We start from the raw sequence: 26,537 nt of genomic DNA, 5'->3' as shown, positions 1-26,537 counted from the left end.
AGGACACCCCGGGAGTGCCCGCACAATCGGATCTACCGCGATGTATCGGCACGTTTGGGCAGTTCTTAAGAAAAAAATGGCGCCACTGGCGAATGTGGGAGCAGGCTCGCTCCCACAGGATGAATGCAGGTATGCCGACCTAGGCGAGGTACCCTGAAATCCCCCTCGTAAAAACTACATCGCGGAACGAAAGATCAATACTCAAGCCTCAGGCACCCAACGGCGCAACAGCAGGCTGGCATTGACCCCGCCGAATCCGAAGCCATTGGAGAGCGCGTGGGTGATCGGCATCTTCCTGGCCTGTAGACCTACCAGATCAAGCCCGGTAGCGGCCTCGTCGGGATGAATCAGGTTCAGGGTGGGCGGGACGATCTGGTCACGAAGCGCCAGCACCGTAAAAATGGCTTCAATACCGCCAGCCGCCCCCAGCAGATGTCCGGTGGCCGACTTGGTGGAGGTGATCGCCACATCGCAATCGCGCCCGAACACTGAGCGGATCGCGGCCAGCTCACCATTGTCGCCAACCTGGGTGGACGTCGCATGGGCGTTGATATGTTGCACATCCAAGGGGCTGACAGCGGCCTGGCGCAGCGCCTGCTCCATCGCGCGCCGGGCACCGTTGCCGTCTTCCGGGCCTGCCGTCAGGTGATAGGCGTCGGCACTGGTGCCATAACCCACCAGTTCCGCCAGGGGCTTGGCGCCACGTGCGAGGGCGTGATCCAGTGATTCGATCACCAGCAACCCGGCCCCCTCGGCCATGACAAAACCGTCGCGATCACGATCGAAGGGCCGCGAGGCCTCTTGCGGACGCTCGGCAAAACCCGTGGACAGCGCGCGAGCGGCGGCAAAACAACCGAGGGTCACGCGGTCTATCGCCGCTTCCGTCCCGCCGCATATGGCGATATCCGCTTCATCGCTCCTGATCAGCCTCGCCGCGTCGCCAATGGCCTGCACCCCCGCCGCACAGGCTGTCACCGGTGCCCCCAGAGGGCCTTTGAAACCATGCCGGATGGAAACGTGCCCCGCCGCCATGTTGGCGAGGAAGGCAGGTGCGGTGAACGGGGACAATTTGCGCGGGCCGCGGGCATCGGTGGTGCGTACGGCACCGGCAATCGCGCCAAAGCCACCCACGCCCGAGGCGATGATGGTTGCCGTCCGCTCCTGGTCGGCGGCATTGGCCGGTTGCCAGCCTGCCTGTTGCAACGCCTCTTCGGCAGCCACCAGCGCGAACTCGATGAAGCGATCCATCTTCTTGCGATCCTTGGCCGGGATAATGCGCTCCGGGTCGTAACCGGCGATGACGTCCTCTTCCAACGACGGCACCTGGCCGCCCACGGCCACCCCTGTCCCCTCGGTGATATCGCCGGGCAGGATACGAATGCCGGAGCGCCCCGCCAGCAACCGCTGCCAGACTTCTTCTACGCCACAACCCAGTGGGCCGACAATGCCCACGCCGGTGACGACGATGCGTTTTTGACCTTGGGAAGTCTTCATTGGAACCTCTTCATGTCTCAGTCAATGTCCACAAAATAACGAACACGCCGGCTTACGCCTGCGGTGCCGTTTGCGTGTGTGCTGAATGGTCAGGACGGATCTTGAACCAGATGGAATACATCGCCGGTAGAAACACCAGCGTCATGATGGTGCCGACGAACGTGCCGCCGATCAGCGTGTAGGCCAGCGTGCCCCAGAACACCGAATGCGTCAGGGGAATGAAAGCCAGGATGGCCGCCAGCGCCGTCAGCAAGACCGGCCGGGCCCGTTGCACCGTGGCCTCGATGACCGCGTGAAACGGATCCAGCCCTTCCTGGGCGTTGTGATGGATCTGCCCGATCAGGATCAGCGTGTTGCGCATCAGGATGCCCGAGAGTGCGATCAGGCCGACCAGGGCGTTGATCCCGAATGGCTGCTGGAAGATCAGCAGGGTCGGCACTACGCCAATCAGGCCCAGCGGGGCGGTGAGGAACACCATGATCATGGCCGAGATCGAACGCACCTGCACGATGATGATCAACAGCGTCAGGGCCACCATGATCGGCACCAGAGGCACGATCGCCTTACCGGCCTTGCCCGATTCCTCGATGGCGCCGGCCTGCTCGATCCGGTAGCCGCTCGGCAGGGTGTCGATGACCGGCTGCAGCGCCTTCAGGATTGCATTCGAGACGTCCGGTGGCTGCAAACCTTCGGCAATGTCGCCGCGTACGGTGATGGTCGGGGTGCGATCACGACGACGAAGAATCGGATCCTCCATGCGCACATCGACCTCACCCACCTGGGACAGCGGAATGCGCTGGCCCGCCGCGCCGACCAGGGTAAACCCTTCTATCCTGGCCGGATCGAGGCGAATATCACCGGCAGCACGGCCGACCACCTGCACCGAACGGATGTCCTCGCGAACCGCCGTGATCGGTACTCCTGCAAGCAGGAACTGCAATTGCTGCGCGACAGCATTCGACGTCAGCCCTACCGCCTGCAAACGATCCTGGTCCAGGGTGAAATGCAACGTCGGCGTCAGCGGCCCCCAGTCGGTATTGACGGTCCGCATCAGCGGGCTCGCCTGCATGACATCCCGGACCTGGCCGGCGATCTCACGCAATTTCGACGGATCAGGTCCCATCACCCGGTAGGCTACGGGAAATGGCGAATACGGACCGAACACCAGTTGAGTCACCCGGATACGCGCCTCTGGGGAAAGCCCCTCGGCCGCCGCCTCGCGTAGACGGAACTTGAGGGTCTCGCGCGCCTCCTGACTGTCGGTCAACACCACGATCTTGGCGAACGAAGGATCGGGTAGCTCCGGTGCCATCGCCAGGTAGAAGCGTGGCGCGCCCTGGCCGATGTAGGCCGTGACGATTTTTGCCTCATCCTGCTTCTGCAACCAGGCCTCGACCTTGGCGGTGGTGGCACTGGTCTGCTCGATGGAGGTTCCATAGGGCATTTGCACTTCGATCAGCACCTCCGGGCGGTCGGAGGTCGGGAAGAACTGTTTCTTGACCAGGCTCATACCGAGAATCGCCACGACGAACGTCACGATCACGCTGCCGGCCACCCACCATTTGCGGGCGATGATGCGGGTCAGGACCCGGCGAAAACGATTGTAGTGACGGGTGTTGTAGATGGCCGCGTGGCCGCCTTCGACCTGTTTGATATCCGGCAACAGCTTCACCCCCAGGTAAGGGGTGAACGCCACGGCCACCACCCAGGAAGCGATCAGGGCAATGCCGACGATCCAGAACATGTTGCTGGTGTACTCACCGGCGGTCGACTGGGCGAAGCCGTTAGGCATGAATCCGATAGCCGTCACCAGCGTACCGGACAGCATCGGTGCGGCTGTATGGCTCCAGGCATACGCGGAGGCCTTGATCCGGTCGTAGCCCTCCTCCATTTTTACCACCATCATTTCAATCGCGATGATAGCGTCGTCCACCAACAACCCGAGCGCCAGGATCAGCGAGCCGAGAGTGATGCGGTCAAAGTTCTTTCCCGTGGCCGCCATGACCACGAACACCACGGCCAGCGTCAACGGCACGGCCGCCGCGACCACGACTCCGACACGCCACCCCATGCTGAGAAAGCAGACGATCATCACCACCAGCAGCGCGACAAAGAACTTGACCATGAATTCGCCGACGGCCGAGTCGATGTTCACGGACTGGTCGGTGACCTTGGTGAGCGTCATGCCCAAGGGCATGGCGTCATTGATCCTGGCCGTCTCCGCGTCCAGGGCCTTGCCCAGGTCCAGGCCGTTCCAGCCTTCGCGCATCACGACGCCCAACAACAGCGCTTCTTCGCCGTTATTGCGCACCAGGAAAGTGGCCGGATCTTCATATCCGCGCTCGACGGTCGCGACGTCCGAGAGCTTGAGCGTGCGTCCTTGGATCGCAAGGGGGGTGTCACGGATTTTCGCCAGTTTATCGAAGGCGCCGTCCACCCGGAGGAACACCTGTGGCCCGTTGGTTTCGATGGAGCCGGCGGGCGTGAGCACGTTCTGGCTGTTCAGCGCGGCGAAGATGTCCTGGGGCGAGACGCCCAAGGTGGCCAGCCGGTCATGGGAGAAGGAAACAAAGATGCGCTCGGCCTGCTCACCGATGATGTTGACCTTTTTCACTCCCGCCACATGCAACAGGCGCTGGCGCAGCGCTTCGGCATCGCGCACCAACAGCCGCTGTGGCTCGCCTTTGGCTTTCAGGGCGAACAGTGCGAACGTCACATCGGAAAACTCATCATTGACCATTGGCCCGATAACGCCCGCCGGCAATTTGAGCGCTTCGTCCTGGAGCTTTTTGCGCGCCTGATAGAACTCCTCCTGCACTTGCGAAGGTGGCGTGCGATCGACCAGTGACACCATGGTGAAGGCCAGGCCGGGACGGGTGTAGGTTTCCGTGCGGTCGTACCACTTCAATTCCTGCAGGCGCTTTTCAAGCGGCTCGGCGACCTGGTCCTGCATTTCCTGGGCAGTCGCACCCGGCCATGCGGTGATGACGGTCAACTGCTTGACCGTAAACGGCGGATCCTCGGCACGCCCCAACTGGAAGAACGCCAAGGTTCCCGCGACGGCAATCAGAAAGATCAGGAACACGGTAATAGAGCGCTCGCGAACGGCGAGTGCGGACAGGTTGAGGCTCATGGACGGCCCCCGGCAACCTTCACGTCACCCGGTTGAGCCAGTCGCACTTCCTCACCCTCATGCAGCAGATGGGCACCGAGTCCGACAATACGCTCGCCAACATTGAGCTGGCCGGCGACGCGCGCGGCGTCATCGCTCAAACCCAGGACTTGCACAGGTCGCCAGGTGACTTTCGCCGGTTCGCCGTTTATGACCCACACGCCAGTGCCTTTGCCCGAGTCGAAAACCGCAGCGATCGGCACTTGCAGCGCCTGCCGTTGCGCGCTGTCTTCGAAAATGCGCAGCGTGACCGTCGACCCCAGCGGCGCATTGGCCAGCGGCCCCTCCAGCACGTACCGCGCCTCGAAGGTACGCGTCACGCGGTCAGCCGAATCCGAGAGCAGTCTCAGCCTCGCGGTGACCGCTCCCGTGGTAACGCCATAAAGGGTCGCTTGTGCGGTGGCGCCTGCGGCAGGACGCAAGGTCTCGGGCAATTGCACAACGGCTTCGCGCTGCCCTGCCCGCGCCAGTCGGACCACGGTTTGTCCGGGGCTGACGACTTGCCCGGGCTCGGCAAGCGTTTCCATCACAACGCCATCGGCATCCGCGAGCAGCACGGCATAACCAGAGGCGTTATGGGCGACGTCCGCCTGGGCTTGCGCGGCGCTCAGTTGTGCCTTGGCGGTATCGGCAGCAGCCTTTATCTGGTCGTAGCCCGATGCGGAAATAGCACCCGCGGCGACCAGATCGCGGTAGCGCGCCTCGTCGTCGGCGGTCTGCTTGGCCCGGGCTCGCGCGGCAGCGACCGCCTCTTGCTGGGCGCGCGCCTGCAACCCTAGGTCGATGGGGTCCAGGCGCATCAACGGCTGTCCTCGCTTGACGGCTTGCCCGCTATCGACCAGGCGCTCAAGCACCTTGCCCGAGACCCGAAAGCCCAGGTCACTCTGGACCCTGGCCGCAACGATACCGGTAAAAGATCGCGAGAGATCGGACGAACCCTGGACTTCAGAGACCCGCACCAAGGGGGCAAGCGTACGCGGATCTTTAGCGGTGGATGGGTCGCCACACGCCGTCAGGACGAGAGGCAACAAGCAGACGGCAAAGGTGACAGGTCGAAGCCGGAGCATAGGTTCCCTTACTTGAGCAATGAGGACAGGAGTCACATTCTCAATCTCGTGACCAATACTGTCAATGGTCACATATCGCTAACGGCTTAGCCGCTTAAAAACCTCCCTGACGTTCTTTGCCAGCCAAAAACTATGCGGCTGAGCCGCAATTGACAGGAAGTGACCATAATATAATATGGTCACAAATCACCCTTCTCCAGGTATCCCATGTCGCCTCTCTTCCCCCTTACCCTTTTGGTGAGCGCCAGCTTGATGGCAGGCTGCGCGGTCGGTCCGGACTACCATCGTCCGGACGCTGCGCTTTCGCACCGTTTCCTGGGTCAGTCGTCTGTCGAACAGAGGCCCAGCGCAACGCGAACCAACCTTGTAGCCTGGTGGGAAGGCTTTGGTGATCCGGTATTGACCGAGTTCATCGCCAAGGCACTTGAACAGAACCTGGACCTGGCTCAGGCGGCGGCGCGAGTCGCGCAAGCACGGGCGGGCCTGGGGGCAGCCAATGCCGCGTTGTTGCCCTCGGCAACCATCAACGGTCAAGCCGCGCGCGCCTATCAGTCAGTGCAAACCCCACTCGGCCAGGTGTTGAACTCGACGCCTGGGTATGATCGGTATGGAAGTTCCTACGAAGTCAACCTCAACGCCAACTGGGAGGTGGACCTCTTTGGCGGTCTGCGCCGCGGGCGCGAGGCGGCACTGGCCGAGTACCAGGCTAGCGAGGCAGGCGCCGCCGCCACACGACTGGCTGTCGCCGCACAGACCGCTGATATCTACATCACTCTTCGCGGGCTGCAGACCCGGCTGGACATCGCCAACCGACAAGTCAAAACCCAACAAGACCTGTTGGAAAAAGTCCGATTGCTTTACAGCAAGGGCCTCGCCGCCAGCTATCAGGTGCACCAGACCGAGGGGGCGCTGGCGCAAGTCCAGGCAACAGTGCCAGTGCTGCAAACCGGTCTGGATGCCGCGATGAACGCATTGGATGTCATGCTCGGCACACCGCCAGGCACCCATCGCCAGCAACTGGCAACTGTCGGGAACATCCCTGCGGCACCACAGATAACCGCCATGGGCACGCCGGCCGATCTGCTGCGCCGCCGGCCAGACCTCATCGTGGCAGAGCGCCGCCTCGCAGCCTCCAACGCGCGCATCGGCGAAGCCATCGCCGAGTACTATCCAAAATTCTCTCTCAGCGCCTTGCTTGGCAGCGCCACGGCGGTTTCCGCCGGCAACTTGTTCAGTGGCGACGCCAGTCAGGCAGCCGGCGTATTGGGATTGCGTTGGAGGCTGTTCGACTTTGGCCGCATCAACGCTCAGATCGATCAAACCAAGGGGCAGGAAGCCGAAGCACTCGCCGCTTACCGCCAGTCCGCGCTGCGCGCCACCGAGGACGTCGAGAACGCGTTTTCCGCGCTGGTCAATCGAGAAGCCCAGGCCACCACCCTCACCCAGGGCGAAGCTTCGTTGACCCAAGCTCGGCAATCGTCGTTCATTGCCTATCAGAAAGGTACGGCCAGCCTGATCGATGTCTTGAATGCCGACGAGACACTGCTGCAAGCGTCCGACTCCCGAGCGCAAGCACGAACCGAATCAGCACGGGCGGCGGTCGCGGCATTCCGGGCGCTCGGAGGTGGCTGGCAGCCACCTGACGCCCTGCCGGTGGCTGCCAGATGACTGACGCCCCTTTTCTTTCAACTCAACAACCCGAGATCAGCGAGATGAAACCGAACGATAACTCCTGGGTGCTCATCACAGGTGCTTCAAGCGGATTTGGCGAGGAGTTTGCCCGGCAATACGCCGCCCAAGGGAAATCTCTCGTCCTGGTAGCACGCAGGCTGGAAAAGCTCGAATCGCTATCAGCGCAATTGCGCGAACGTTTTGGCGTTGATGTCATTGTCGAGCAAGTAGACCTTTCCTCGATCCCGGCAGTCATCGAACTGCACCAGCGGCTGCGCGAGCGCGAAGTCGTGATTGATGTGCTCATTAACAATGCGGGGCATGGCTTGCAGGGACCCTTCCTGGATCAGCCCCTGGACCAGGCCCTGGCCATGATTGATTTGGATATCGCCAGTCTGACAGCCCTTACACGACTCTTCGCGGTAGACATGCGGACCCGCAAACGTGGACACATCCTGATGGTCGCAAGCCTGTTGTCCTTTCAGGGTGTGAAGAGTTTCGCTGTTTATTCTGCAGCGAAGGCCTATGTACTTCGTTTCTCGGATGCGCTTCATCGTGAACTCAAAAACGACGGCATCGTCGTGACCGCACTTTGCCCTGGGATGTCGGACACCGGGTTTGCAGAAAGCGCCAGGCAAACGCTCACGCCAGCCTTGAAAATGGTCATGATGCAGCCCCAGCCCGTTGTGGCAGCGGGAATCCGTGCATTGCAAGCCGGACGCATGAGTGTCGTACCAGGCTTTGGCAACAAGGCTGTTACCGTCCTGACCTGGGCCACACCTCGCCGGTTTCACCAGGGTCTTATGGCACGCATCATGGGTGTCTGAGCAGGTCATGAAGCGGCCTTGCACACGCTACGCAATCACAATCATCAATGCCTTCGTCGTAGCCGACTTCACTCACACCCAAGGCCGGGTAGCATGCGCCCCGGCCTTTAGAGCAGCACTCAATCAGAAGCGATAGCTGACTGAAGTGCCAAACCCACTCGCACTGTTTTTGTACTTGGAGCTGTAGGCGCCGCGGGTCGCCGACGCATCGTTGACCGATACGCTCTCCTCCCAGAGATAGGAATAAGCGACGTCGATCGTGACATCTTCCACTGGCGTCCAGCCGGCCCCGAAGCTGAGCACCTTCCGGTCGCCGGTAGGAATACGTGGTCCGCGGTTGGTATTGTTGGCAGGCGATTGGTCAACCGAAAAGCCTGCACGCAGCACCCACTGATTATTCAACCGATACGCCGTACCGATAGCGTGGGCCCACGTGTCATGCCAATTCTGCTCTTCACTGATGGTACCCAACTGGCCGCTCAACAACGGCGGCAACCCCGAGTTTTCGATGGTCAGCTCCTTGAAGCGACTCCAACGCGTCCAGGTGCTGCCCAGGTAAAGCGTCCAGTCCGTGTTGAGCTGGTGAGTCACCGAGAAATCCACCGCCTCCGGGGTATCCACATCCAGCGAAGCGTCATAGCTGCGCCCACTAACCCCTACCAGGCTGAAGATGCCGTCGCTGACTTTGGTCTTGGCATCCAGGTGATAACTGACCTTGGAATGGTACGTCAGCCCCAAGCGGGTTCGATCTGTAGCCTGCACCAGGACGCCAGCGTTGAAACCCAGGGCAATGTCGTCGCCTGTGCTTTTGAGCTTTGCGTCATTGCGGCCAGGGCTGAGTGGATTGGGCACCATGCCTGATATCTCACCGCTGATACGGTTAATCGTGGGGCCGAACCCGATCGACACGATGTCGTTGAAGGCATAGCTGATCGTAGGCTGAAACGTGAGTGTCTTGACCTCGCTCTTATTTGCGTAATAACGCCCGGCAAAATCGCTGCCGTAATCGGTAATCAAACCGAACGGCACATAAAAACCAACGCCGAACGCCCAGTGCTCATCAACGGGTTTGACGTAATAACCCATCGGCACCGTGGTCGTTGGCACCATGTCATCGCCGTCTTGACCGCCGAAGGTGCTGCGGGTCTGGCTTATGTCGGATTTCGCGAACAGCGTCGCCGCTCCCAGGCTGAACTGCTCCTTCTTCAAGCGAGACATCCCCGCCGGATTACCGAAGACCGTGCTCGCATCTTCGGCGGAAGAAGAACGACCGGCAAATCCCGAGCCCATCCCACTGATGCTTTGTTCATTGAGCGCGAAGCCGCTGGCGAATACATGGGAAGTTGCGAACACAAAGCAGAGACCCACCGGGGTCTTGAGCAATATTTTTTTCATTATTAGAACTCTGGAAACGTAGCGCGGGTAATGGGAGCAGTGGTTTTGTATTACGTGAAGATCGCCACGGTCTGGCGTGCCCAAAGCACACGCCGGCCGCTTTCGTCCCAGATTTCCATGTCTTGGAGCGAATAGCCTTCCAGCGCTTGCTGGCTAAAGGAATTGATCAGGAACCACTCACTGGCGACGGCCGGCTGCGGCAGGTCAATCATCCAGGACGCAGAACTGATGGCAGCGGGTTCGGTGAAGCAGGTCATGGCCGCTGGCGGCAAGCTGTCAGCCAATGCAATCAAGGCGACCGCCGGATCTACGCCCCGAGCATCCAGGTGGCGTACCCACATCAGTAATTCCGGATTATCAGCGCCGGATACCGGCAGAGAACCGCCCGCAGGGCGCATCTCAAAGTTATAGGCGCAGGCCGGCGCGATCTTTCTGTCCAGCTTCAATGGCGCGTACCGGGACGGCCCCTCTACAAGCGGACGGCCCCAGGCATCATGGGCAATACAACTCGCCCGCGGCTGTGCGAATAGTAGGGTCGTGCGCAACGCCAGGTCGTCGCCCGACAAGCAGTCGACCGATACGGAGGTGACGGATCGTCCTTGACGCAACACGCTAACATCGAATGTCTGGGCCTGCGTGACCGGGCCTATGAACGACACCTGGGCGGACTTGAATGGAGGAAAACCTGTCGGACGCTCAAGCAAAACCGCTTGCAGAGACAGCGCAGCGGACAGCCCGCCAAAGATCGTACGGCCCTGCTGCCAGTTGGGTGGAGACACAAATGGCGCATCCGGATCGAATTGCTGCAGCAATTGGGCGAAGCTCGTCATGTCGACGTTCTCAGGACTAAGAGCAATACGCCATATCTTATTCATGTGACCATTTGTGTCAATAGTCACAATCAAGATAAACAATTACCTTTGTCAGCCCATCATGACCGAGCACTGAAATCGATTGGAATGCGTTGCTTGGAATCGTCAGCCCAAGGTCACGGCATGAGGCTACGCAAGATGAGATTGGCGGTGAGCGTGGGAGCCTCTTCGATGACGTCAAGGCTGTACTGCAGCAGCAAAGGGTTGACGAAAGGCCGCAGCGCCAAGTGGATCGCGTCTACTGTCTCGTCCAGTGGCGTCTTGCGTTCAAACTCACCGAGTTCTCGCCCCTCGCGTACGACTTGCAATACGAAGCCTTTGATCCGGGCGTCGTAACCCCGTGAACTGGGCCAGTGCTCCGAGGCAGAGAACGCAGCAATGTCGTAGAGCTTGCGATCATTGAAGAACAGGTTCACGCCCGTGGTAACCAGGGTTTTGACCAGGCGTCGAAAACGCTCCGTCGACGAGAGTCCTTCTTCGTTGATGGCCTGCTCCACAGCTGCAACGATTTCGGCCAGGCAGCGAGTACAAATAGCTTCGCCAATCGCCTGCTTGGAGTCGAAAAACTTATAGATGTATGCCTTGGAAAACCCGATGGCCTTGGCCAAGTCAGAGACTGTGGTCTTGCCGTAGCCGTATTGACTGAAATGCTCATTGGCCGCCGCGACGATCTGGTCTCGGATGTCGTGATCGGCCGGGCCTCGGGTGCTGGGCGAAGGTAGGGATGACTGGTTCATGGGGGCAGCTTACGCATCCTGAAGTCGGTTGACAACTTGTGACCAGGTCGTGATTTCGTCACATTTTGCCCATTCCCCAGAAATTGCCCCCCTGCGCCTGCTATTTGGCGAAAAGCTGGCTCATATCCTTGAACGCCTTGAACTCCAGCGCATTACCGCAAGGATCGAACAGAAACATCGTGGCCTGCTCCCCCACCTGCCCCTTGAAACGTATGTAGGGCTCGATCACGAACTCGGTGCCAAAGGATTTCAGCCGCTCGGCCAACGCCTCCCACTCCTGCCATCCCAAAATGATGCCGAAGTGAGGGACCGGCACGTCATGCCCATCTACCGGGTTGCTGTGGACGCTCTCTTGAGAAGCGGTCTTTGGCTGTTCATGAATCACCAACTGGTGGCCATAGAAGTTGAAGTCGACCCAATGGGCACTGGAGCGGCCCTCTTGTAGCCCAAACACTTCGCCATAAAAGGCCCGAGCGCCTGGAAGGTCGTAGACAGGGATTGCGAGGTGGAAGGGAGAAAGGCTCATCATGGCACCTGTTGCTTTTATAAGGACCGGACCATCGTAAGGCCGGGCTAAAAACAAGAAAAACAATATATTTCTCTCAATAACACAATTAATATTTGTGAATGATAAAAGAACTCAAGACCCTTATTGCCGTAGCGCGGGAAGGTACTTTCGCTGCCGCAGGCAATAAAATCGGCCTCACACAGGCCGCGGTCAGCGCGCAGATCCAGCGCCTGGAGGCCGAACTCGGCTTCGAGATCTTCGACCGCAAGGGCCGCTCGGCCCACCTTAATCGGATGGGCCATCAAGTACTCCTGCAAGCGCAAGAGTTGCTGCGTCTCTACGACAATCTCGGCACAAGCACTGCCGGGCTTGCACCTAGCGTCCTGGTGAACATCGGCGCTATCGCGTCGGTGCAGCGCTCCTACCTGCCAGACGCGCTCGCCAGGTTTCACCAGCAATGCCCGCAATGCCGCACGCGCGTGCTGCCTGGCGTATCGATGGAGTTGCTCAACCTGGTGGATGCCGGGGAAATCGACATGGCCGCCATCATCCGCCCGCCTTTCTCGCTGCAAAGCGATCTGCGCTGGAGGCCCCTGGCACTGGAGCCCTATCGACTGATCGTACCAAGCGCACTACCCGGGGAGGACTGGGCCGAACTGCTTGGCGGTCAACCCTTCATTCGCTATGACCGTGCATCGTTCGGTGGCCGGCAGGTGGACCGCTTCCTGCGCAAAATGCACTTCACCTTGCATGAAGTCTGCGAGCTGGATGAATTGGAGGCGATTATCAAGCTGGTTGGAAACGGCGTTGGCGTGGCCCTGGTGCCGCAAACCGCGACTCACCATAAATGGCCGCAGGGTGTACGCGCCCTCGACCTCGCAGAGCACACCTTCCACCGTGAGATCGGCCTCGTCCACTGGGCTCGACAAAGTCTCAACGAACCCGCAGGAAGACTGGTGCAACTGATCGCGGAGCAAGCCCAGGCCAACCCGGTATGAATCACCTGCATCGACCCAGACAAAAACCAATGCACAGGGCTCAAGGTTTTTGTCGAGCGGATGATCTATACCTTCAAGTACACGCAGCCAGGCCAAGACAACATACTGGCGTGTCCTGATAAAACGACCGCGGCGCCCCGCTTCAAGTGCGCTGCGTCACATAAGACGTCGGCCTGCAAGACGCTGTTTGCGCGCCAAGCATCCTTTGAATGGCGTACCCCCCTTCCAATGCCTGAAGTACCGATCATGAGCCTGAGCAAACTCGCTTTGAATGCCCCCACCAGAACACTATCCAGGCTTTGTCTATTACTGCCGCTGTTGGTTGCACACAACGCGCGCGGTGAACCCCTGGAGATAGAACTGCACATCCTCGACGCGCCGCCGCTGACGTTCGTCAATGACCCCAGGGGGCACGGAATCGTTGGTGATGTCGCCGTCGCGGCCATGACCAAGGCCGGGTACACCGTAAAAATCCATGTGCTGCCCTGGGCCAGGGCTCAGAAACACGTCAGCGAAGAACACGACCACTTGATCACACCCCTCTCGCGCATACCCACTCGTGAGGATCGTTTTACCTGGATCGCCTCGATCATGCCCATGGAACGAGCTTTTTTCAGCCTTGAGCGGCGGGTGAACAGCTTCGCCCAAGCGAAAGAAACCTACCGCAAGATCGGCGTCGGCCTGGGCAGTGCGCAGGAAGATATCCTGCGCACCGAAGGTTTCAGCGATGAGCAGATCTATCCGCTGGCCATTGGCGACAACCCCGCCCAGCTGCTCTTGATGGGGCGCATCGATGCCTGGTTCAACGGCGTGCCCGAGAGTCGATACATCTGGCCGAAGGTGTCTAAACGCAAACTGCTCATGAGTCGGGTCGGCAGCAGCGCCGATCTTTACCTGGCCTGCTCGAAACAATGCGCGCCCAAAATGGTCGAGGATTTACGCGAAGCGGTTGAAGCGCTTCGGGCGGATGGGACGCTCAAGCAAATCCATGACCTCTATTTGCCGCAATAGGCCGCGACCCATCAATACATTTGATAGCAAAGAACCCAAGCTCGCCCTGAAACGGTGCAGTGTGTTCGAGGTTTGCGTGAGTCATTGCGGCAAGGGAGCTTGCTCCCGATTGGGCGCCAGGAGCTCATAAACAGGGGCTGCCAGGCAGCCCGGCGGGAACAAGCGCCCTCGCCACGGTTCCTCGGCTTCCAAATAGTGGCACACATCGCCGGACTAGAGGCCTTGTCGATGGCTTATATCATTCTGAATGATAGTTACCTTTGCTTCATTCGATTCGTTCCTCTGCCTTGCTCCACGCATCATCCGCCCATTCTCAATACATTGGCGGATGCTATCCATGGAACATTCACTTTCAAAACTGCGTTTTCCTCTCGCGCTGCTGGCGGTACTGGTGATGAGCGCCTGCGGCAAGACTCCCGACACGGCAGCTTCCATGCCGCCAGCCAAAGTCAGTGTGGCCAAGGTACTGGAACAACCAGTCAACGAATGGGATGAATTCACCGGACGCCTTGAAGCTCCGGAAACCGTCGAAATCCGTCCGCGGGTATCCGGACAGATCGACGAAGTGGCCTTCACCGAGGGCGCGCTGGTCAAGAAAGGCGACCTGCTGTTCCAGATCGACCCGCGCCCCTTCCAGGCTGAAGTACGTCGTCTCGAAGCCCAACTGGCCCAAGCCCGTGCCACCGCCACCCGCAGCGAGAACGAAGCCCAGCGTGGCGAACGCCTGCGTCTGAGCAATGCCATTTCCGCCGAGCTGGCAGACTCGCGCACCAGCGCCGCCCAGGAAGCCCGCGCTGCCGCTGCGGCGATCCAGGCACAACTGGACCTGGCCAAGCTGAACCTGAGCTTCACCCGTGTCACCTCGCCCATCACTGGTCGCGTCAGCCGGGCAGAAATCACCGCAGGCAACCTGGTGACCGCCGACGTCACCGCGCTGACCAGCGTGGTCTCCACCGACAAGGTCTACGCCTACTTCGACGCCGACGAACGTGTCTTCCTCAAGTACACCCAACTCGCCCGCCAAGGCCAGCGCGGCCAGGCCACGCCGGTCTACATGGGCCTGTCCGACGAGGACGGCAATCCACACCTGGGCCAGATGAATTTCGTCGACAACCAGGTCAACCCGCAGACCGGTACGATCCGTGGCCGGGCCGTGTTCGACAACAAGGACGGCACCTACACCCCTGGCCTGTATGCCCGACTGAAGCTGGTGGGCAGCGGCACTTATTCCGCCGTGCTGATCAACGACGAAGCCGTGGGCACCGACCTGGGCAAGAAATTCGTGCTGGTGATGGACGCCGAGAACAAGCCGGCCTACCGCGCCGTCGAGCTGGGGCCGAAGATCGAAGGCCTGCGCATCGTGCGTAACGGCCTGAGCAAGGACGACACCATCATCGTCAAGGGCCTGCAGCGGGCTCGTCCAGGTTCGCCGGTCACACCTGAAACCGTGCCGATGGCCAGCGACGAAACCATTGCCGCCCTCGCACAACAACGTAAAGCGCTAGAAGCCAGCAACCTGCCCCAAGTCGCGCCATCCAAGGACGCGTCAGGGGCGGCAGGCAAACTGGCCGCTGCGACCCCACGCGGTTAAGGGACTGAATCCAAGATGAAATTTTCCCAGTTCTTCATTTCGCGGCCGATCTTCGCAGCGGTACTTTCGCTGCTGATCCTGATCGCCGGCGCCATCTCGCTGTTCCAATTGCCGATCAGCGAATACCCGGAAGTCGTGCCGCCGACCGTGGTCGTGCGCGCAAACTTCCCAGGTGCCAACCCCAAGGTCATCGGCGAGACCGTAGCCGCTCCTTTGGAACAAGCCATCACCGGCGTCGAGAACATGTTGTACATGTCCTCGCAGTCCACCGCCGATGGCAAGATCACCCTGACCATCACCTTCGCCCTGGGCACCGACCTAGACAACGCCCAGGTGCAGGTGCAGAACCGCGTCACCCGGACCGAGCCCAAGCTGCCGGAAGAAGTGACCCGGATCGGCATCACGGTGGACAAGGCGTCGCCCGACCTGACCATGGTCGTGCACTTGACCTCGCCGGACAAACGCTACGACATGCTCTACCTGTCCAACTACGCCCTGCTCAACATCAAGGATGAGCTGGCGCGCCTGGGCGGCGTGGGTGATGTGCAGCTGTTCGGCATGGGTGACTACTCCCTGCGGGTCTGGCTGGATCCGAACAAGACCGCTTCGCGCAACCTGACCGCCACCGACGTGGTCACCGCGATCCGCGAACAGAACCGCCAGGTGGCTGCCGGCGCCCTGGGTGCGCCGCCAGCGCCCAATGCCCAGGCTTTCCAGCTGTCGATCAATACCCAAGGGCGCCTTGTGAATGAGGAGGAGTTCGAGAACATCATCATTCGTTCCGGCGCCAACGGTGAGATCACTCGCCTGAAAGACATCGCCCGGGTCGAACTGGGCTCCAGCCAATACGCTCTGCGTTCGCTGCTGGACAACCAGCCGGCGGTGGCGATCCCGATCTTCCAGCGTCCAGGCTCCAACGCCATCCAGATCTCCAACGATGTTCGCGAGAAAATGGAAGAGTTGAAGAAGGGCTTCCCGGCCGGGATGGACTACAGCATTGTCTATGACCCGACGATCTTCGTCCGCGGCTCCATCGAGGCAGTGGTGCACACCCTGTTCGAAGCGCTGATCCTCGTGGTGCTGGTGGTGATCCTGTTCCTGCAGACCTGGCGTGCATCGATCATCCCGCTGGTGGCTGTACCGGTGTCGCTGATCGGTACGTTCGCGGTGATGCACCTGTTCGGCTTCTCGCTGAACGCCCTCTCATTGTTCGGCCTGGTACTGGCGATCGGTATCGTGGTGGACGACGCCATCGTGGTGGTGGAGAACGTCGAGCGAAACATCGAACTGGGGCTCACCCCAGTGGAAGCGACCAAGCGCGCCATGGGCGAAGTGACTGGTCCGATCATCGCCACCGCCCTGGTGCTGTGCGCGGTGTTCGTTCCGGCGGCGTTCATCAGTGGCTTGACCGGACAGTTTTATAAGCAGTTCGCCCTGACCATCGCCATCTCGACAGTGATTTCGGCGGTCAACTCCCTGACCCTGTCGCCAGCCTTGGCTGCCGTGTTGCTCAAAGGCCATGACGCGCCCAAGGACCGTTTCTCGAAGTTTTTGGACAAGCTCTTCGGTGGCTGGCTGTTCCGTCCGTTCAACCGTTTCTTCGAGCGTGCCAGTCACGGTTACGTGGGCACCGTCGCCCGAGTGATTCGTAGCAGCGGCATCGCCCTGGTGCTCTATGCGGGCCTGATGGTGTTGACCTTCTTCGGTTTCTCCACCACCCCGACCGGTTTCGTGCCCGGCCAGGACAAGCAATACCTGGTGGCCTTCGCCCAATTGCCGGACGCCGCGAGCCTGGACCGTACCGAAGACGTGATCAAACGCATGTCGGACCTGGCCCTCAAGCAACCGGGGGTTGAAAGCGCCGTGGCCTTCCCGGGCCTGTCGATCAACGGCTTCACCAACAGCCCGAACGCCGGCATCGTGTTCGTGACCCTCAAGCCCTTCGACGAGCGCAAGGACCCGAGCATGTCGGCCGGCGCCATCGCCGGAGCCTTGAACGGCCAGTACGCCGGGATCCAGGAAGCCTACATGGCGATCTTCCCACCGCCGCCAGTACAGGGCCTGGGCACGATCGGTGGTTTCCGCCTGCAAATCGAAGACCGAGGCAACCTGGGCTACGACGAGCTGTACAAAGAAACCATGAACATCATCACCAAGAGCCGCAGCGTGCCGGAACTGGCCGGGTTGTTCACCAGCTACACCGTGAACGTGCCCCAGGTCGATGCTGCCATCGACCGTGAAAAAGCCAAGACCCACGGCGTGGCCGTCAGCGACATCTTCGACACCCTGCAGATCTACCTGGGTTCGCTGTATGCCAACGACTTCAACCGTTTCGGCCGCACCTACCAGGTCAACGTCCAGGCCGAGCAGCAGTTCCGTCTCGAGTCGGACCAGATCGGCCAGCTCAAGGTGCGCAACAACCGTGGCGAGATGATCCCACTGGCGACCTTCATCAAGGTCAGCGACACCTCGGGGCCGGACCGCGTGATGCACTACAACGGCTTTATCACCGCTGAAATCAACGGTGCCGCCGCCCCGGGCTACAGCTCCGGCCAGGCAGAAAAAGCCATTGAGAAGCTGCTCAAGGACGAATTGCCCAACGGCATGACGTACGAATGGACCGACCTGACCTACCAGCAGATCCTCTCGGGCAACACCGCGCTGTTCGTGTTCCCGCTCTGCGTACTGCTGGCGTTCCTGGTGCTCGCGGCCCAGTACGAAAGCTGGAGCCTGCCATTGGCGGTGATCCTGATCGTACCGATGACCCTGCTGTCAGCGATTACCGGGGTGATCCTCTCCGGTGGCGACAACAACATCTTTACCCAGATCGGCTTGATCGTACTGGTGGGGCTTGCCTGCAAGAACGCGATCCTGATCGTCGAGTTCGCCAAGGACAAACAGCTCGAAGGCATGAACCCGCTGGCGGCGGTCCTCGAAGCGTGCCGCCTGCGTCTGCGGCCGATCCTGATGACCTCCTTCGCCTTCATCATGGGCGTGGTGCCCCTGGTGTTCTCCAGCGGCGCGGGTGCGGAAATGCGCCATGCCATGGGTGTGGCGGTGTTCTCCGGGATGCTCGGCGTGACCTTCTTCGGCCTGCTGCTCACCCCCGTGTTCTATGTACTGATCCGCAACTTCGTCGAGCGCAGCGAGGCCCGCAAGGCGGCCCGGGCTTTGAAACTGGAGGCGCAACAATGAGTTTGAAAGCGTTCATGCCGAGCTTGCTGGTATTGGCACTGAGTGCCTGTGCCGTGGGCCCGGACTACAAGGCCCCGCAAACGGAGGCGGCGAACATCACCACCGCCACCGACGGCGCCGCCGGCCAGAAGAATTTCGACCGCGCCCGTTTCGAAGGCATCTGGTGGCAGCAATTCGACGACCCGACGCTCAACGCGTTGGTGACTCGCTCCCTGGAAGGCAACCGCGAGTTGCGCGTAGCCTTCGCCCGCCTGCGGGCAGCCCGGGCGATTCGCGATGACGCCAGCAATGACGCCATGCCCACCATCACCAGCCGCGCCAGCAGCAACCTGGGCAAAGGCCAGGTCCCGGGGCAGACCACCGACCGGGTCAATACCGAGCGTTACGACCTGGGCCTGGACATGGCCTGGGAGCTGGACTTGTTCGGACGCATCCAGCGCAACCTGGAAGCCACCGATGCCGACCAGCAGGCCGCCGAAGCCGATCTCTATCAGTTGCAGGTGACGATGATCGCCGAGCTGGTGGACGCCTACGGTCAACTGCGCGGCGCCCAGCTGCGGGAAAAGATCGCCCTGGCGAACCTGAAGAACCAGCAGGACTCGCGCAAGATCACCGAAAGCCTGCGTGATGCCGGCGTCGGCGACCAGCTCGACGTGGTCCGCGCCGATGCCCGCCTGGCCTCGGTGGAAGCCAGCGTCCCGCAGTTGCAGGCCGAACAAGTGCGCCAACGCAATCGCATCGCCACTTTGCTGGGTGAGCGCCCGGACAAATTGAGCGTGGACCTGAGCCCGAAACAGTTGCCAGCCATCGCCAAGGCCCTGCCCATCGGCGACCCGGGTGAGCTGCTGCAACGGCGCCCGGACATTCTCAGCGCCGAACGCCAACTGGCCGCTGCCACGGCGCGCATCGGCGTGGCCAAGGCTGACCTGTTCCCACGGGTCAGCCTGAGCGGTTTCCTGGGCTTTACCGCCGGACGCGGCTCGCAGATCGGCTCCTCGGCCGCCAATGCCTGGGCGCTGGGCCCGAGCATTACCTGGGCCGCCTTCGACCTGGGCAGCGTGCGGGCTCGCTTGCGCGGTGCCAGCGCCGAGGCGGACGGTGCCCTGGCGACCTACGAACAGCAAGTGCTGCTGGCCCTGGAGGAATCGGAGAATGCCTTCAGTGACTACGGCAAGCGCCAGCAACGGCTGATCTCGCTGATCCGTCAGAGCGAATCGAGCCGTGCCGCCGCCGACCTGGCCGAGATTCGCTACCGCGAAGGCACCGTGGACTTCCTCGTGCTGCTCGACGCCCAACGTGAACGCCTGGCCGCCGAAGACACCCAGGCCCAGGCGGAAGTGGACCTGTACCGCGGCATCGTCGCGATCTACAAGGCCCTGGGTGGCGGCTGGAAACCGGAGACCGTTGCCAGCAACTGATCCGCCCTGCTCAACCGAGCTCCTTTGGTTGGCCGCAACCAACCAAATCCTTGCCCCGCGTTTCATTCGGACGCGGGGCTTTTTTTCGCCAGCGACTCCACAGATTCAGCATTCAGCACAACCCCTGTGGGAGCGAGCCTGCTCGCGATAGCGGTGGGTCAGCTTGCATAGATGTTGAAGATACCGACGCCGTCGCGAGCAGGCTCGCTCCTACATGGGTTTTGGGGAGGGTCACAGATCTGCATCCACAATCACCGGTGGAGCGAGATGCGTCACAAGGTTTGACTCAAGCCCCCACCTGACCGAAGCTTGCGACATTTCAAGCTTCTGGTAATGGATTTCCTGCATGCCCTCGCCTCGCCGCCGCTATCTGCTTCTCAGCCTCTGTATCCTGTTGGTGATCGGTCTTGTCGCAGTGTGGCTACGCAGCACCACCCCGCAAATCCCCGAAGCGATCAAGCGTGGCTACAGTGAAGCCTTGGAAAACGCCCGCAACGGGCAGCCAGGGGCGGCGCGGATGCTCTACCAGCAACTGGGGCGCCCGGACCTCTCGCCCAAGCGCCGCGTGTGGCTGCACGCCGAACTGCCCAACTACCCCAGCCCCCAGGCCTTGAAACTGGCGGACGCGGATCTGCACAGCGAATCACCGGACGTGCGCAAGGCAGCCATCGGCAGCATCGTCGGTCTGGTGCCGACGGGCCAGCGCAGCCTGTTGCTCGGCTCGCTGCTGGACGATGACGACCCGAACGTCCGGTTCGCTGCCGTGAATGCGCTGCTGGGCCTGTCACCGGATGATCTGGGCTTGTACTTCGGTGCAATGCAGATCGCCATCGATACCTGGGAACAGGTACTCGAGGACGGCCCGAAAACCGCCGAGACCCACTACCAACTCGCCCGGCTGCACCTGCACAACGCCGAGTTGAAGAAAGCCCAACTGGCCCTTGAGCAGGCCCTGCGCCTGCAACCGGACAACCTGCCGGCGCTGGTCATGCAGATCGAAGTGCTGGACAAACAGGGCCAGGGCGAAGCCGCGCGACAATTGCTTGCCCGACAGTTGCAAACCCAGCCAGCGTCGGCTTATCTGCAACATGCGCTGGGCATGTGGCTGCTGCAACACGGCCAGAGCGAGTATGCGGTGCTCGGCCTGGCGAAAGCCGTGGAGCTGGAGCCCGAGAACCGCCATTACCGCTATGACCTGGCAACTACCCTGCATGCCGAGCAGGAAGTGGAAGCCGCGCAGAAACAGCTACAGGAAATCGTCCAGCGCTACCCCGCCGACCGCAAGGCCCGGGTGTTGCTGATCAACTATTGGAAGGAAACAGGTCAATTGCAGAACGTTCAAATCCTGTTGGCGCAACTTGAACAGCTGAATCCCGATGACCCGGCGTTGCAACAGGGTCTGTAGGCCCTGGTTGCACGCTGAAAGTTGTGCAGTACACCGCGTTTTGTAGATGTAAGCGGAACCGCCATCACCGCCAAAGGTCAAGTGTTCAGGCAGTTAATTTCAGGCGCTACCCCGCCTGCTGCCCACTTCCCTAGTCATGAGAGGGCTATTTTTGTCTACATCTAACGAGTTGATCAGTGCAAAAGCCGCCACCGGCATCGAAGGACTGGACGATGTCCTTTCCGGTGGTTTGTCCCGCGGCCACGTGTTCCTGCTTGAGGGAGAACCGGGGACTGGTAAGACCACGGTCGCGCTGCATTTTCTGTTGGCCGGCGCCAAGGCTGGCGAGCGCTCGTTGTACATCACGCTATCGGAAACCGAGCGTGAACTGCGTCAGGGCGCAACCTCCCACGGGTGGACGCTGGACGACAATATTCATATTTTCGAGCTGACCCCGCCCGAAAGCCTGCTCAATGCCGAACACCAGCAGAGTCTGCTGTACTCCTCGGACCTGGAGCTGGGCGAAGCGACCCGGCAGATCTTCGAAGTGGTCGAACGGGTCAAGCCGACCCGGGTCGTGCTCGACAGCCTGTCGGAGATCCGCCTGCTGGCGCAAAGCTCCCTGCGTTACCGTCGCCAGATCCTGGCGATCAAGCACTACTTCGTGCGCTACGACGCCACGGTCCTGCTGCTCGACGACCTGACCACCGAGTCCCTCGACAAAACCGTGCACAGCGTCGCCCACGGCGTGATTCGCCTGGAAGAACTGACCCCCAACTATGGCGCCGAGCGGCGGCGGATCCGGGTGGTCAAGTATCGCGGGCAGAAGTACCGCGGCGGCTACCATGACTTCACCATCATGGGCGATGGCGTGCACGTCTTCCCGCGCCTGGTGGCTGCCGAACACCGCGGCCGGTACCTGCGCCAGCAACTCTCCAGCAGCATCGGCGAAATGGATGCGCTGCTCGGCGGCGGTATCGAGACCGGCTCCAGCACCTTGATCCTGGGCCCGGCAGGGACCGGCAAGTCGCTGATTGCGCTGATTTTTGCCGCAGCCGCCGTGCATCGCGGCGAGAAAGCGGCACTGTTCATCTTCGATGAAGAACTGGGCTTGCTGTTCGAGCGCATGAATAACATCGGCATCGATCTGCGGGCCTTGCAGGAGACCGGCAACCTGCTGATCGAACAAGTGGACGCCGCCGAGCTGTCCCCGGGCGAGTTCTCCCACCGCGTGCGCCGTTGCGTCGATGAGGGCGACATCAAAACCGTGGTCATCGACAGCATCAACGGCTACCAGGCGGCCATGCCGGAAGAGAACGCCCTGGTGCTGCACATGCATGAATTGTTGCTCTATCTCAACCGCAAGGGTGCGGCGACTTTCATGACGGTTGCCCAGCACGGGCTGGTAGGCGACATGCAAGCGCCCGTGGACATTACCTATCTGGCCGACACGGTGATTCTGTTGCGATATTTCGAAGCACTGGGCAAGGTTCGCCGCGCGATTTCCATCATCAAGAAACGCACCGGCAGCCACGAGTCCACCATCCGCGAATACCGCATCAGCGGCCAGGGCATGACCATCGGTGAACCGCTGGAAGCATTCCAGGGCGTATTGCGTGGCGTGCCGACCTACATGGGAGCGGATCACCCGCTGCTCAAGGATGATCTCCAGTGACCTTGAGCGAGCCCCTGTCGGAGCGGGCATTGATCCTCGCGCCACTGGGACGAGACAGCCAGATCGCCTTGATGATCCTCAACGAGGCCGGTTTTGCGGGCCTCATCTGCCGTCATCTGAGGCATTTGTGCCAGGAACTGGAAGACGGTGCCGGCCTGCTCGTGATTTCCTCGGAAGCCTTGGTCGGGCCCGACCTGGAAACGCTGTCCCTGCATATCGAGCAACAGCCGGCCTGGTCCGACCTGCCCATTGTCTTGCTGACCCATCATGGCGGCCCGGAACAGAACCCGGCGGCACGTATCGGTGCGCAATTGGGCAACGTCACCTTCCTCGAGCGCCCTTTCCACCCGGTGACCCTGATCAGCCTGGTGACCACCGCCCTGCGCGGCCGCCGAAGGCAGTACGAAGCCCGCGACCGCTTGATCGACCTGAGTAATAGTGAGCTGCGGCTGCAAAACACTCTCGAAACCCTCGAGCAGCAGGTGGAAGAGCGCACCGCCCAACTGCGCCACAACGAAGAAGCCCTGCGTCAGTCGCAGAAAATGGAGGCCGTCGGCCAATTGACCGGCGGTATCGCCCACGACTTCAACAACATGCTCACCGGGATCATCGGCAGCCTCGAACTGCTGCGTCGACGCCTGGCCCGGGGCCGCACCGAGGACCTGGACAGCCTGATCGACCTGGGCGTGACCTCGGCCAACCGCGCTGCCGGCCTGACCCATCGCCTGCTGGCGTTTTCCCGACGACAATCGCTGGACTCCAAAGCCGTCCAGATGAACACGCTGGTGCTGTCCATGGGCGAGCTGCTGCAACGCAGCCTCAACGAAAGCATCCACCTGGACATGCAGTTGGACGAACAACTCTGGATCGCCGAAGCCGACCCCAACCAACTGGAAAGTGCCCTGCTCAACCTGGTCCTCAACGCCCGGGATGCCATGCCCAACGGCGGGAACCTGGTGGTGCGGACCTCTAACCGACACCTGGACGCCGACTTCACTGACGCCTACACCAACCTGGAACCCGGCGACTATGTGGTGCTAAGCGTACAGGACAGTGGCTGCGGCATGCCCGAAGCCGTCATCGGCCGCGCTTTCGACCCCTTCTTCACCACCAAGCCAATCGGCCAGGGCACCGGGCTGGGCCTGTCGATGATCTATGGCTTCAGCAAGCAGTCGCGTGGCCATGTGACCATCGACAGCGAAGTCGACAAAGGCACCATCGTAAATCTTTACCTGCCGCGTTTTCGCGGCGAAGAAATACATGAACCCCAGGTCACCACCCAGCACGCACCGTATGCACAAGACGGTGAGACCGTGCTGATCGTCGAGGATGATCCAGCGGTGCGGGTGCTGGTCAGCGCGGTATTGAGCGAGCTGGGTTATGCCTTTGTGGAAGCGGCCGACGCCAACGGCGCGGTACCGATCCTCCAGTCAGGCCAACGTATCGACCTGCTAATCAGCGACGTGGGCCTGCCCGGCATGAATGGTCGGCAACTGGCGGAAATCGGCCGGCAGATCCGCCCGGACCTGCGGGTGCTGTTCATCACCGGCTATGCCGAACATGCAGCGGTACGCGGCGGTTTCCTTGACCCGGGAATGCAGATGATCACCAAGCCGTTCACGTTTGATTTGTTGACGGCCAAGGTGCGGGAGATGATCCAGGTTTGAGGCGATGGGAGGACATCGCCTGGGGGCATTTTGAGCACTGTGGCGAGGGAGCTTGCTCCCGCTGGGGTGCGAAGCGCCCCCAATCAAGCTGATCAAGACAATCTGACACACCCCCTTCGCCTGGCATTGGGGCTGCTGCGCAGCCCAGCGGGAGCAAGCTCCCTCGCCACAGGGGTTGCTGCCAGGATCTCCCCCTCTTCCTACCTACGACAACATCGACTGCATGATGCGCTGCAGCTCATCCAGGTCAAACGGCTTGTCCAGAATCGGCGCCTTGCGGGTGATGGGGCTATCGGTGTCGCGCACTTCCTGCGCGTAGCCACTGATGAAGATGACTTTCAGGTCGGGGCGCAACCGGACCGCCGGCTCAGCGATCTGCACACCGGTGATACCGCCCGGCAGGCGGAAGTCGGTAATCATCATGTCCAGGTGAGGCTTGCTCGCCAGGATCTCGAACGCCTGCTCGCCGTTTTCTGCCTGCAGCACCCGATACCCTTCGCCCGATAAATAGGCCGACAACACCATCAGGATCGACGGGTCATCCTCGACGATCAATACAACATCTTGCGCATCTTCACTCATGAGAAGCCTTTGTTCGATCAATAGCTGCTGATACGACCTTGGGGTCTCTCAGAGGTTGCGTCTGTTGGGCGGTTTTGTCCAAGACAGTTTTCTGCAAGGGCAGGCAAACACGAAACAACGCGCCTTCATTGAGCCGACTGTTGACCGTGATTGTCCCGCCATGGGCCGTGACGATCTGCTCGGAAATGAACAACCCCAGCCCAAGGCCTGCGGCGGCCGCCTTGGACGATACGCGCTCGAATTGCTGGAAGATACGCTTCTGGTTTTCCTCGCTGATACCGATGCCATGGTCCTGGACTTCGATGCAGGCATGCTCCGGCGTCTTGTAGACACGCACTTCGATCGGGCTCTTGCCGCCGTAGCGCAAGGCATTGGTCAACAGGTTCGAGACCACCTGCTCGATGCGAAACTCATCCCAAAGCCCCTCCACCGACGGTTCGGCCATGCAGGTCAACGAGCACTCGGCGATGGCGATCTGCGGCTGAAAATTGCGCAGCAGATTTTCCACCAGCGCCGTCAAGTTGAAGCGAGTCGGACGGATCGACAGCTTGCCGGTGCGAATCCGCGACACATCCAGCATGTCCTCGATCAGCCGGATCAGGCTCTTGATCTGCCGCTCGTCGCGTTCGACCATCGCCCGCACCTTGTCCAGGCTAAACGCCGCGGCGTTGTCCCGGGCCAAGTGCATCTTGCGCAACTGTGTCTCGAGAATGAGCCCATTGAGAGGCGTGCGCACCTCGTGGGCGACGATGGACATGAAGTCGTCACGCATGCGCACCGCCTGCTCCAGTTCACCGCGAGTAGCCTCCAGTTGCTGCAACAGGACCTCCTGCTCGCGGCGACTCTGCTCAAGGGCCACGACCTGCTCCTTCATGGCCTTTCGTTGGCGATACAGCTCGACGAACACATTGACCTTGCTCTTGACCGCCTGGGTGTCCAGTGGCTTGTGCAGGAAGTCCACCGCACCGTTTTCATAACCGGTAAAGGCATAGTTGCGCTCACGGCCGGCGGCACTGACGAAGATGATGGGAATGCTGCGGGTCTTCTCCGTACCGCGCATCAGCTCGGCCAGTTCGAAACCGTTCATCTCCGGCATCTGCACATCGATGATGGCCAGGGCAAAGTCGTGTTGCAGCAACAGGGACAGCGCTTCGTCCGCCGACAGGGCCTTGAAGACCTCGCGGTCGCCTCCCCTGATCAACGCTTCCAGGGCCAACAGATTCTCAGGCAGATCGTCGACGATCAGCAGTTTGGCTTGAATATCTCTTGGCAT

19 protein-coding genes are annotated in these 26,537 nt (G+C 60.9%); 10 read left to right on the top strand and 9 right to left on the bottom strand.

From position 1 onward, the window contains the following. Window positions 1–201: 201 nt before the first annotated feature. From fabF to PSH86_RS15180, 3 genes are read right to left on the bottom strand one after another with little or no spacing between them, the layout of a single operon-like run. Window positions 202–1,494, bottom strand: coding sequence for a beta-ketoacyl-ACP synthase II (fabF, locus tag PSH86_RS15190; protein WP_305490340.1), 1,293 nt, complete (start codon window positions 1,492–1,494; stop codon window positions 202–204). A gap of 52 nt (window positions 1,495–1,546) precedes the next feature. Beyond that, entirely contained in the window at window positions 1,547–4,627 is a 3,081-nt protein-coding gene (locus PSH86_RS15185; protein ID WP_305490339.1) for an efflux RND transporter permease subunit, read from the bottom strand. Continuing rightward, complete coding sequence (locus tag PSH86_RS15180; RefSeq protein WP_212802434.1) at window positions 4,624–5,733, bottom strand: efflux RND transporter periplasmic adaptor subunit; 1,110 nt, start codon at window positions 5,731–5,733, stop codon at window positions 4,624–4,626. Before PSH86_RS15180 ends, PSH86_RS15185 begins: the two co-directional genes overlap by 4 nt. A gap of 207 nt (window positions 5,734–5,940) precedes the next feature. Between PSH86_RS15180 and PSH86_RS15175 the strand changes: the two genes are divergently transcribed. Together PSH86_RS15175 and PSH86_RS15170 are read left to right on the top strand one after the other, a co-directional pair. After that, on the top strand, window positions 5,941–7,401 hold the full coding sequence (locus PSH86_RS15175) for an efflux transporter outer membrane subunit (protein ID WP_305490338.1): 1,461 nt from the start codon (window positions 5,941–5,943) through the stop codon (window positions 7,399–7,401). A 44-nt stretch (window positions 7,402–7,445) separates the two neighbouring features. Continuing rightward, on the top strand, window positions 7,446–8,231 hold the full coding sequence (locus PSH86_RS15170) for an SDR family oxidoreductase (protein ID WP_305490363.1): 786 nt from the start codon (window positions 7,446–7,448) through the stop codon (window positions 8,229–8,231). 123 nt (window positions 8,232–8,354) lie between these two features. Here PSH86_RS15170 and PSH86_RS15165 read toward each other — a convergent pair whose 3' ends face one another. The 4 genes from PSH86_RS15165 to PSH86_RS15150 form a co-directional block, all read right to left on the bottom strand. Next, window positions 8,355–9,626: an OmpP1/FadL family transporter gene (locus PSH86_RS15165; protein WP_305490337.1), complete on the bottom strand. Its 1,272-nt coding sequence runs from the start codon at window positions 9,624–9,626 to the stop codon at window positions 8,355–8,357. A 50-nt stretch (window positions 9,627–9,676) separates the two neighbouring features. Then, window positions 9,677–10,501: a thioesterase family protein gene (locus PSH86_RS15160; RefSeq protein ID WP_232201563.1), complete on the bottom strand. Its 825-nt coding sequence runs from the start codon at window positions 10,499–10,501 to the stop codon at window positions 9,677–9,679. Window positions 10,502–10,614: 113 nt separating this feature from the next. Then, the gene (locus PSH86_RS15155; RefSeq protein ID WP_109755402.1) at window positions 10,615–11,235 is read right to left on the bottom strand and encodes a TetR/AcrR family transcriptional regulator; all 621 of its coding nucleotides are present in this window, start codon (window positions 11,233–11,235) and stop codon (window positions 10,615–10,617) included. Window positions 11,236–11,335: 100 nt separating this feature from the next. Next, window positions 11,336–11,761 (bottom strand): VOC family protein, encoded by a 426-nt coding sequence (locus PSH86_RS15150; protein ID WP_018601473.1) that lies wholly within the window; start codon window positions 11,759–11,761, stop codon window positions 11,336–11,338. A 101-nt stretch (window positions 11,762–11,862) separates the two neighbouring features. Here PSH86_RS15150 and PSH86_RS15145 point away from each other — a divergent pair, with 101 nt between their 5' ends. From PSH86_RS15145 to PSH86_RS15110, 8 genes are all read left to right on the top strand, one after another. Continuing rightward, the gene (locus PSH86_RS15145; RefSeq protein WP_305490336.1) at window positions 11,863–12,741 is read left to right on the top strand and encodes a LysR substrate-binding domain-containing protein; all 879 of its coding nucleotides are present in this window, start codon (window positions 11,863–11,865) and stop codon (window positions 12,739–12,741) included. 246 nt (window positions 12,742–12,987) lie between these two features. Next, the gene (locus PSH86_RS15140) at window positions 12,988–13,752 is read left to right on the top strand and encodes an ABC transporter substrate-binding protein (protein WP_305490362.1); all 765 of its coding nucleotides are present in this window, start codon (window positions 12,988–12,990) and stop codon (window positions 13,750–13,752) included. Between the two features lie 337 nt (window positions 13,753–14,089). Next, a complete protein-coding gene (gene mexE, locus PSH86_RS15135; RefSeq protein WP_305490335.1) occupies window positions 14,090–15,343 on the top strand; it encodes a multidrug efflux RND transporter periplasmic adaptor subunit MexE in 1,254 nt (417 codons plus the stop codon). Between the two features lie 15 nt (window positions 15,344–15,358). Next, on the top strand, window positions 15,359–18,538 hold the full coding sequence (locus PSH86_RS15130; RefSeq protein WP_003202298.1) for an efflux RND transporter permease subunit: 3,180 nt from the start codon (window positions 15,359–15,361) through the stop codon (window positions 18,536–18,538). Further along, window positions 18,535–19,956 carry an efflux transporter outer membrane subunit gene (locus PSH86_RS15125; protein WP_109755398.1) on the top strand — a complete coding sequence of 474 codons (1,422 nt, stop codon included), beginning with the start codon at window positions 18,535–18,537 and terminating at the stop codon, window positions 19,954–19,956. Before PSH86_RS15130 ends, PSH86_RS15125 begins: the two co-directional genes overlap by 4 nt. 346 nt (window positions 19,957–20,302) lie before the next feature. Next, window positions 20,303–21,361: a lipopolysaccharide assembly protein LapB gene (locus PSH86_RS15120; protein ID WP_163858820.1), complete on the top strand. Its 1,059-nt coding sequence runs from the start codon at window positions 20,303–20,305 to the stop codon at window positions 21,359–21,361. Window positions 21,362–21,512: 151 nt separating this feature from the next. Then, on the top strand, window positions 21,513–23,015 hold the full coding sequence (locus tag PSH86_RS15115; protein WP_109755396.1) for an ATPase domain-containing protein: 1,503 nt from the start codon (window positions 21,513–21,515) through the stop codon (window positions 23,013–23,015). Beyond that, a complete protein-coding gene (locus PSH86_RS15110) occupies window positions 23,012–24,682 on the top strand; it encodes a response regulator (protein ID WP_305490334.1) in 1,671 nt (556 codons plus the stop codon). The genes PSH86_RS15115 and PSH86_RS15110 overlap by 4 nt, the downstream gene beginning before the upstream one ends. A gap of 204 nt (window positions 24,683–24,886) precedes the next feature. Here the strand turns inward: PSH86_RS15110 and PSH86_RS15105 are convergent, their stop codons facing one another. Both PSH86_RS15105 and PSH86_RS15100 read right to left on the bottom strand, forming a co-directional pair. Then, on the bottom strand, window positions 24,887–25,264 hold the full coding sequence (locus PSH86_RS15105; RefSeq protein WP_109755394.1) for a response regulator: 378 nt from the start codon (window positions 25,262–25,264) through the stop codon (window positions 24,887–24,889). Further along, entirely contained in the window at window positions 25,257–26,537 is a 1,281-nt protein-coding gene (locus PSH86_RS15100) for a hybrid sensor histidine kinase/response regulator (protein ID WP_109755393.1), read from the bottom strand. The genes PSH86_RS15105 and PSH86_RS15100 overlap by 8 nt, the downstream gene beginning before the upstream one ends.

The sequence above is a fragment of the Pseudomonas sp. FP2300 genome (genome assembly GCF_030687595.1).
Taxonomy (GTDB): domain Bacteria; phylum Pseudomonadota; class Gammaproteobacteria; order Pseudomonadales; family Pseudomonadaceae; genus Aquipseudomonas; species Aquipseudomonas bijieensis.
Note: the sequence above shows the minus strand (reverse complement) of the source record. Positions and strands in the feature narration are given on the sequence as shown.

Excerpts from the sequence above, each read along its gene's own strand:
- fabF (WP_305490340.1), bottom strand. The coding sequence starts at position 1,494 with ATGAAGACTTCCCAAGGTCAAAAACGCATCGTCGTCACCGGCGTGGGC.
- PSH86_RS15185 (WP_305490339.1), bottom strand. The coding sequence starts at position 4,627 with ATGAGCCTCAACCTGTCCGCACTCGCCGTTCGCGAGCGCTCTATTACC.
- PSH86_RS15180 (WP_212802434.1), bottom strand. The coding sequence starts at position 5,733 with ATGCTCCGGCTTCGACCTGTCACCTTTGCCGTCTGCTTGTTGCCTCTC.
- PSH86_RS15175 (WP_305490338.1), top strand. The coding sequence starts at position 5,941 with ATGTCGCCTCTCTTCCCCCTTACCCTTTTGGTGAGCGCCAGCTTGATG.
- PSH86_RS15170 (WP_305490363.1), top strand. The coding sequence starts at position 7,446 with ATGAAACCGAACGATAACTCCTGGGTGCTCATCACAGGTGCTTCAAGC.
- PSH86_RS15165 (WP_305490337.1), bottom strand. The coding sequence starts at position 9,626 with ATGAAAAAAATATTGCTCAAGACCCCGGTGGGTCTCTGCTTTGTGTTC.
- PSH86_RS15160 (WP_232201563.1), bottom strand. The coding sequence starts at position 10,501 with ATGAATAAGATATGGCGTATTGCTCTTAGTCCTGAGAACGTCGACATG.
- PSH86_RS15155 (WP_109755402.1), bottom strand. The coding sequence starts at position 11,235 with ATGAACCAGTCATCCCTACCTTCGCCCAGCACCCGAGGCCCGGCCGAT.
- PSH86_RS15150 (WP_018601473.1), bottom strand. The coding sequence starts at position 11,761 with ATGAGCCTTTCTCCCTTCCACCTCGCAATCCCTGTCTACGACCTTCCA.
- PSH86_RS15145 (WP_305490336.1), top strand. The coding sequence starts at position 11,863 with ATGATAAAAGAACTCAAGACCCTTATTGCCGTAGCGCGGGAAGGTACT.
- PSH86_RS15140 (WP_305490362.1), top strand. The coding sequence starts at position 12,988 with ATGAGCCTGAGCAAACTCGCTTTGAATGCCCCCACCAGAACACTATCC.
- mexE (WP_305490335.1), top strand. The coding sequence starts at position 14,090 with ATGGAACATTCACTTTCAAAACTGCGTTTTCCTCTCGCGCTGCTGGCG.
- PSH86_RS15130 (WP_003202298.1), top strand. The coding sequence starts at position 15,359 with ATGAAATTTTCCCAGTTCTTCATTTCGCGGCCGATCTTCGCAGCGGTA.
- PSH86_RS15125 (WP_109755398.1), top strand. The coding sequence starts at position 18,535 with ATGAGTTTGAAAGCGTTCATGCCGAGCTTGCTGGTATTGGCACTGAGT.
- PSH86_RS15120 (WP_163858820.1), top strand. The coding sequence starts at position 20,303 with ATGCCCTCGCCTCGCCGCCGCTATCTGCTTCTCAGCCTCTGTATCCTG.
- PSH86_RS15105 (WP_109755394.1), bottom strand. The coding sequence starts at position 25,264 with ATGAGTGAAGATGCGCAAGATGTTGTATTGATCGTCGAGGATGACCCG.
- PSH86_RS15100 (WP_109755393.1), bottom strand. The coding sequence starts at position 26,537 with ATGCCAAGAGATATTCAAGCCAAACTGCTGATCGTCGACGATCTGCCT.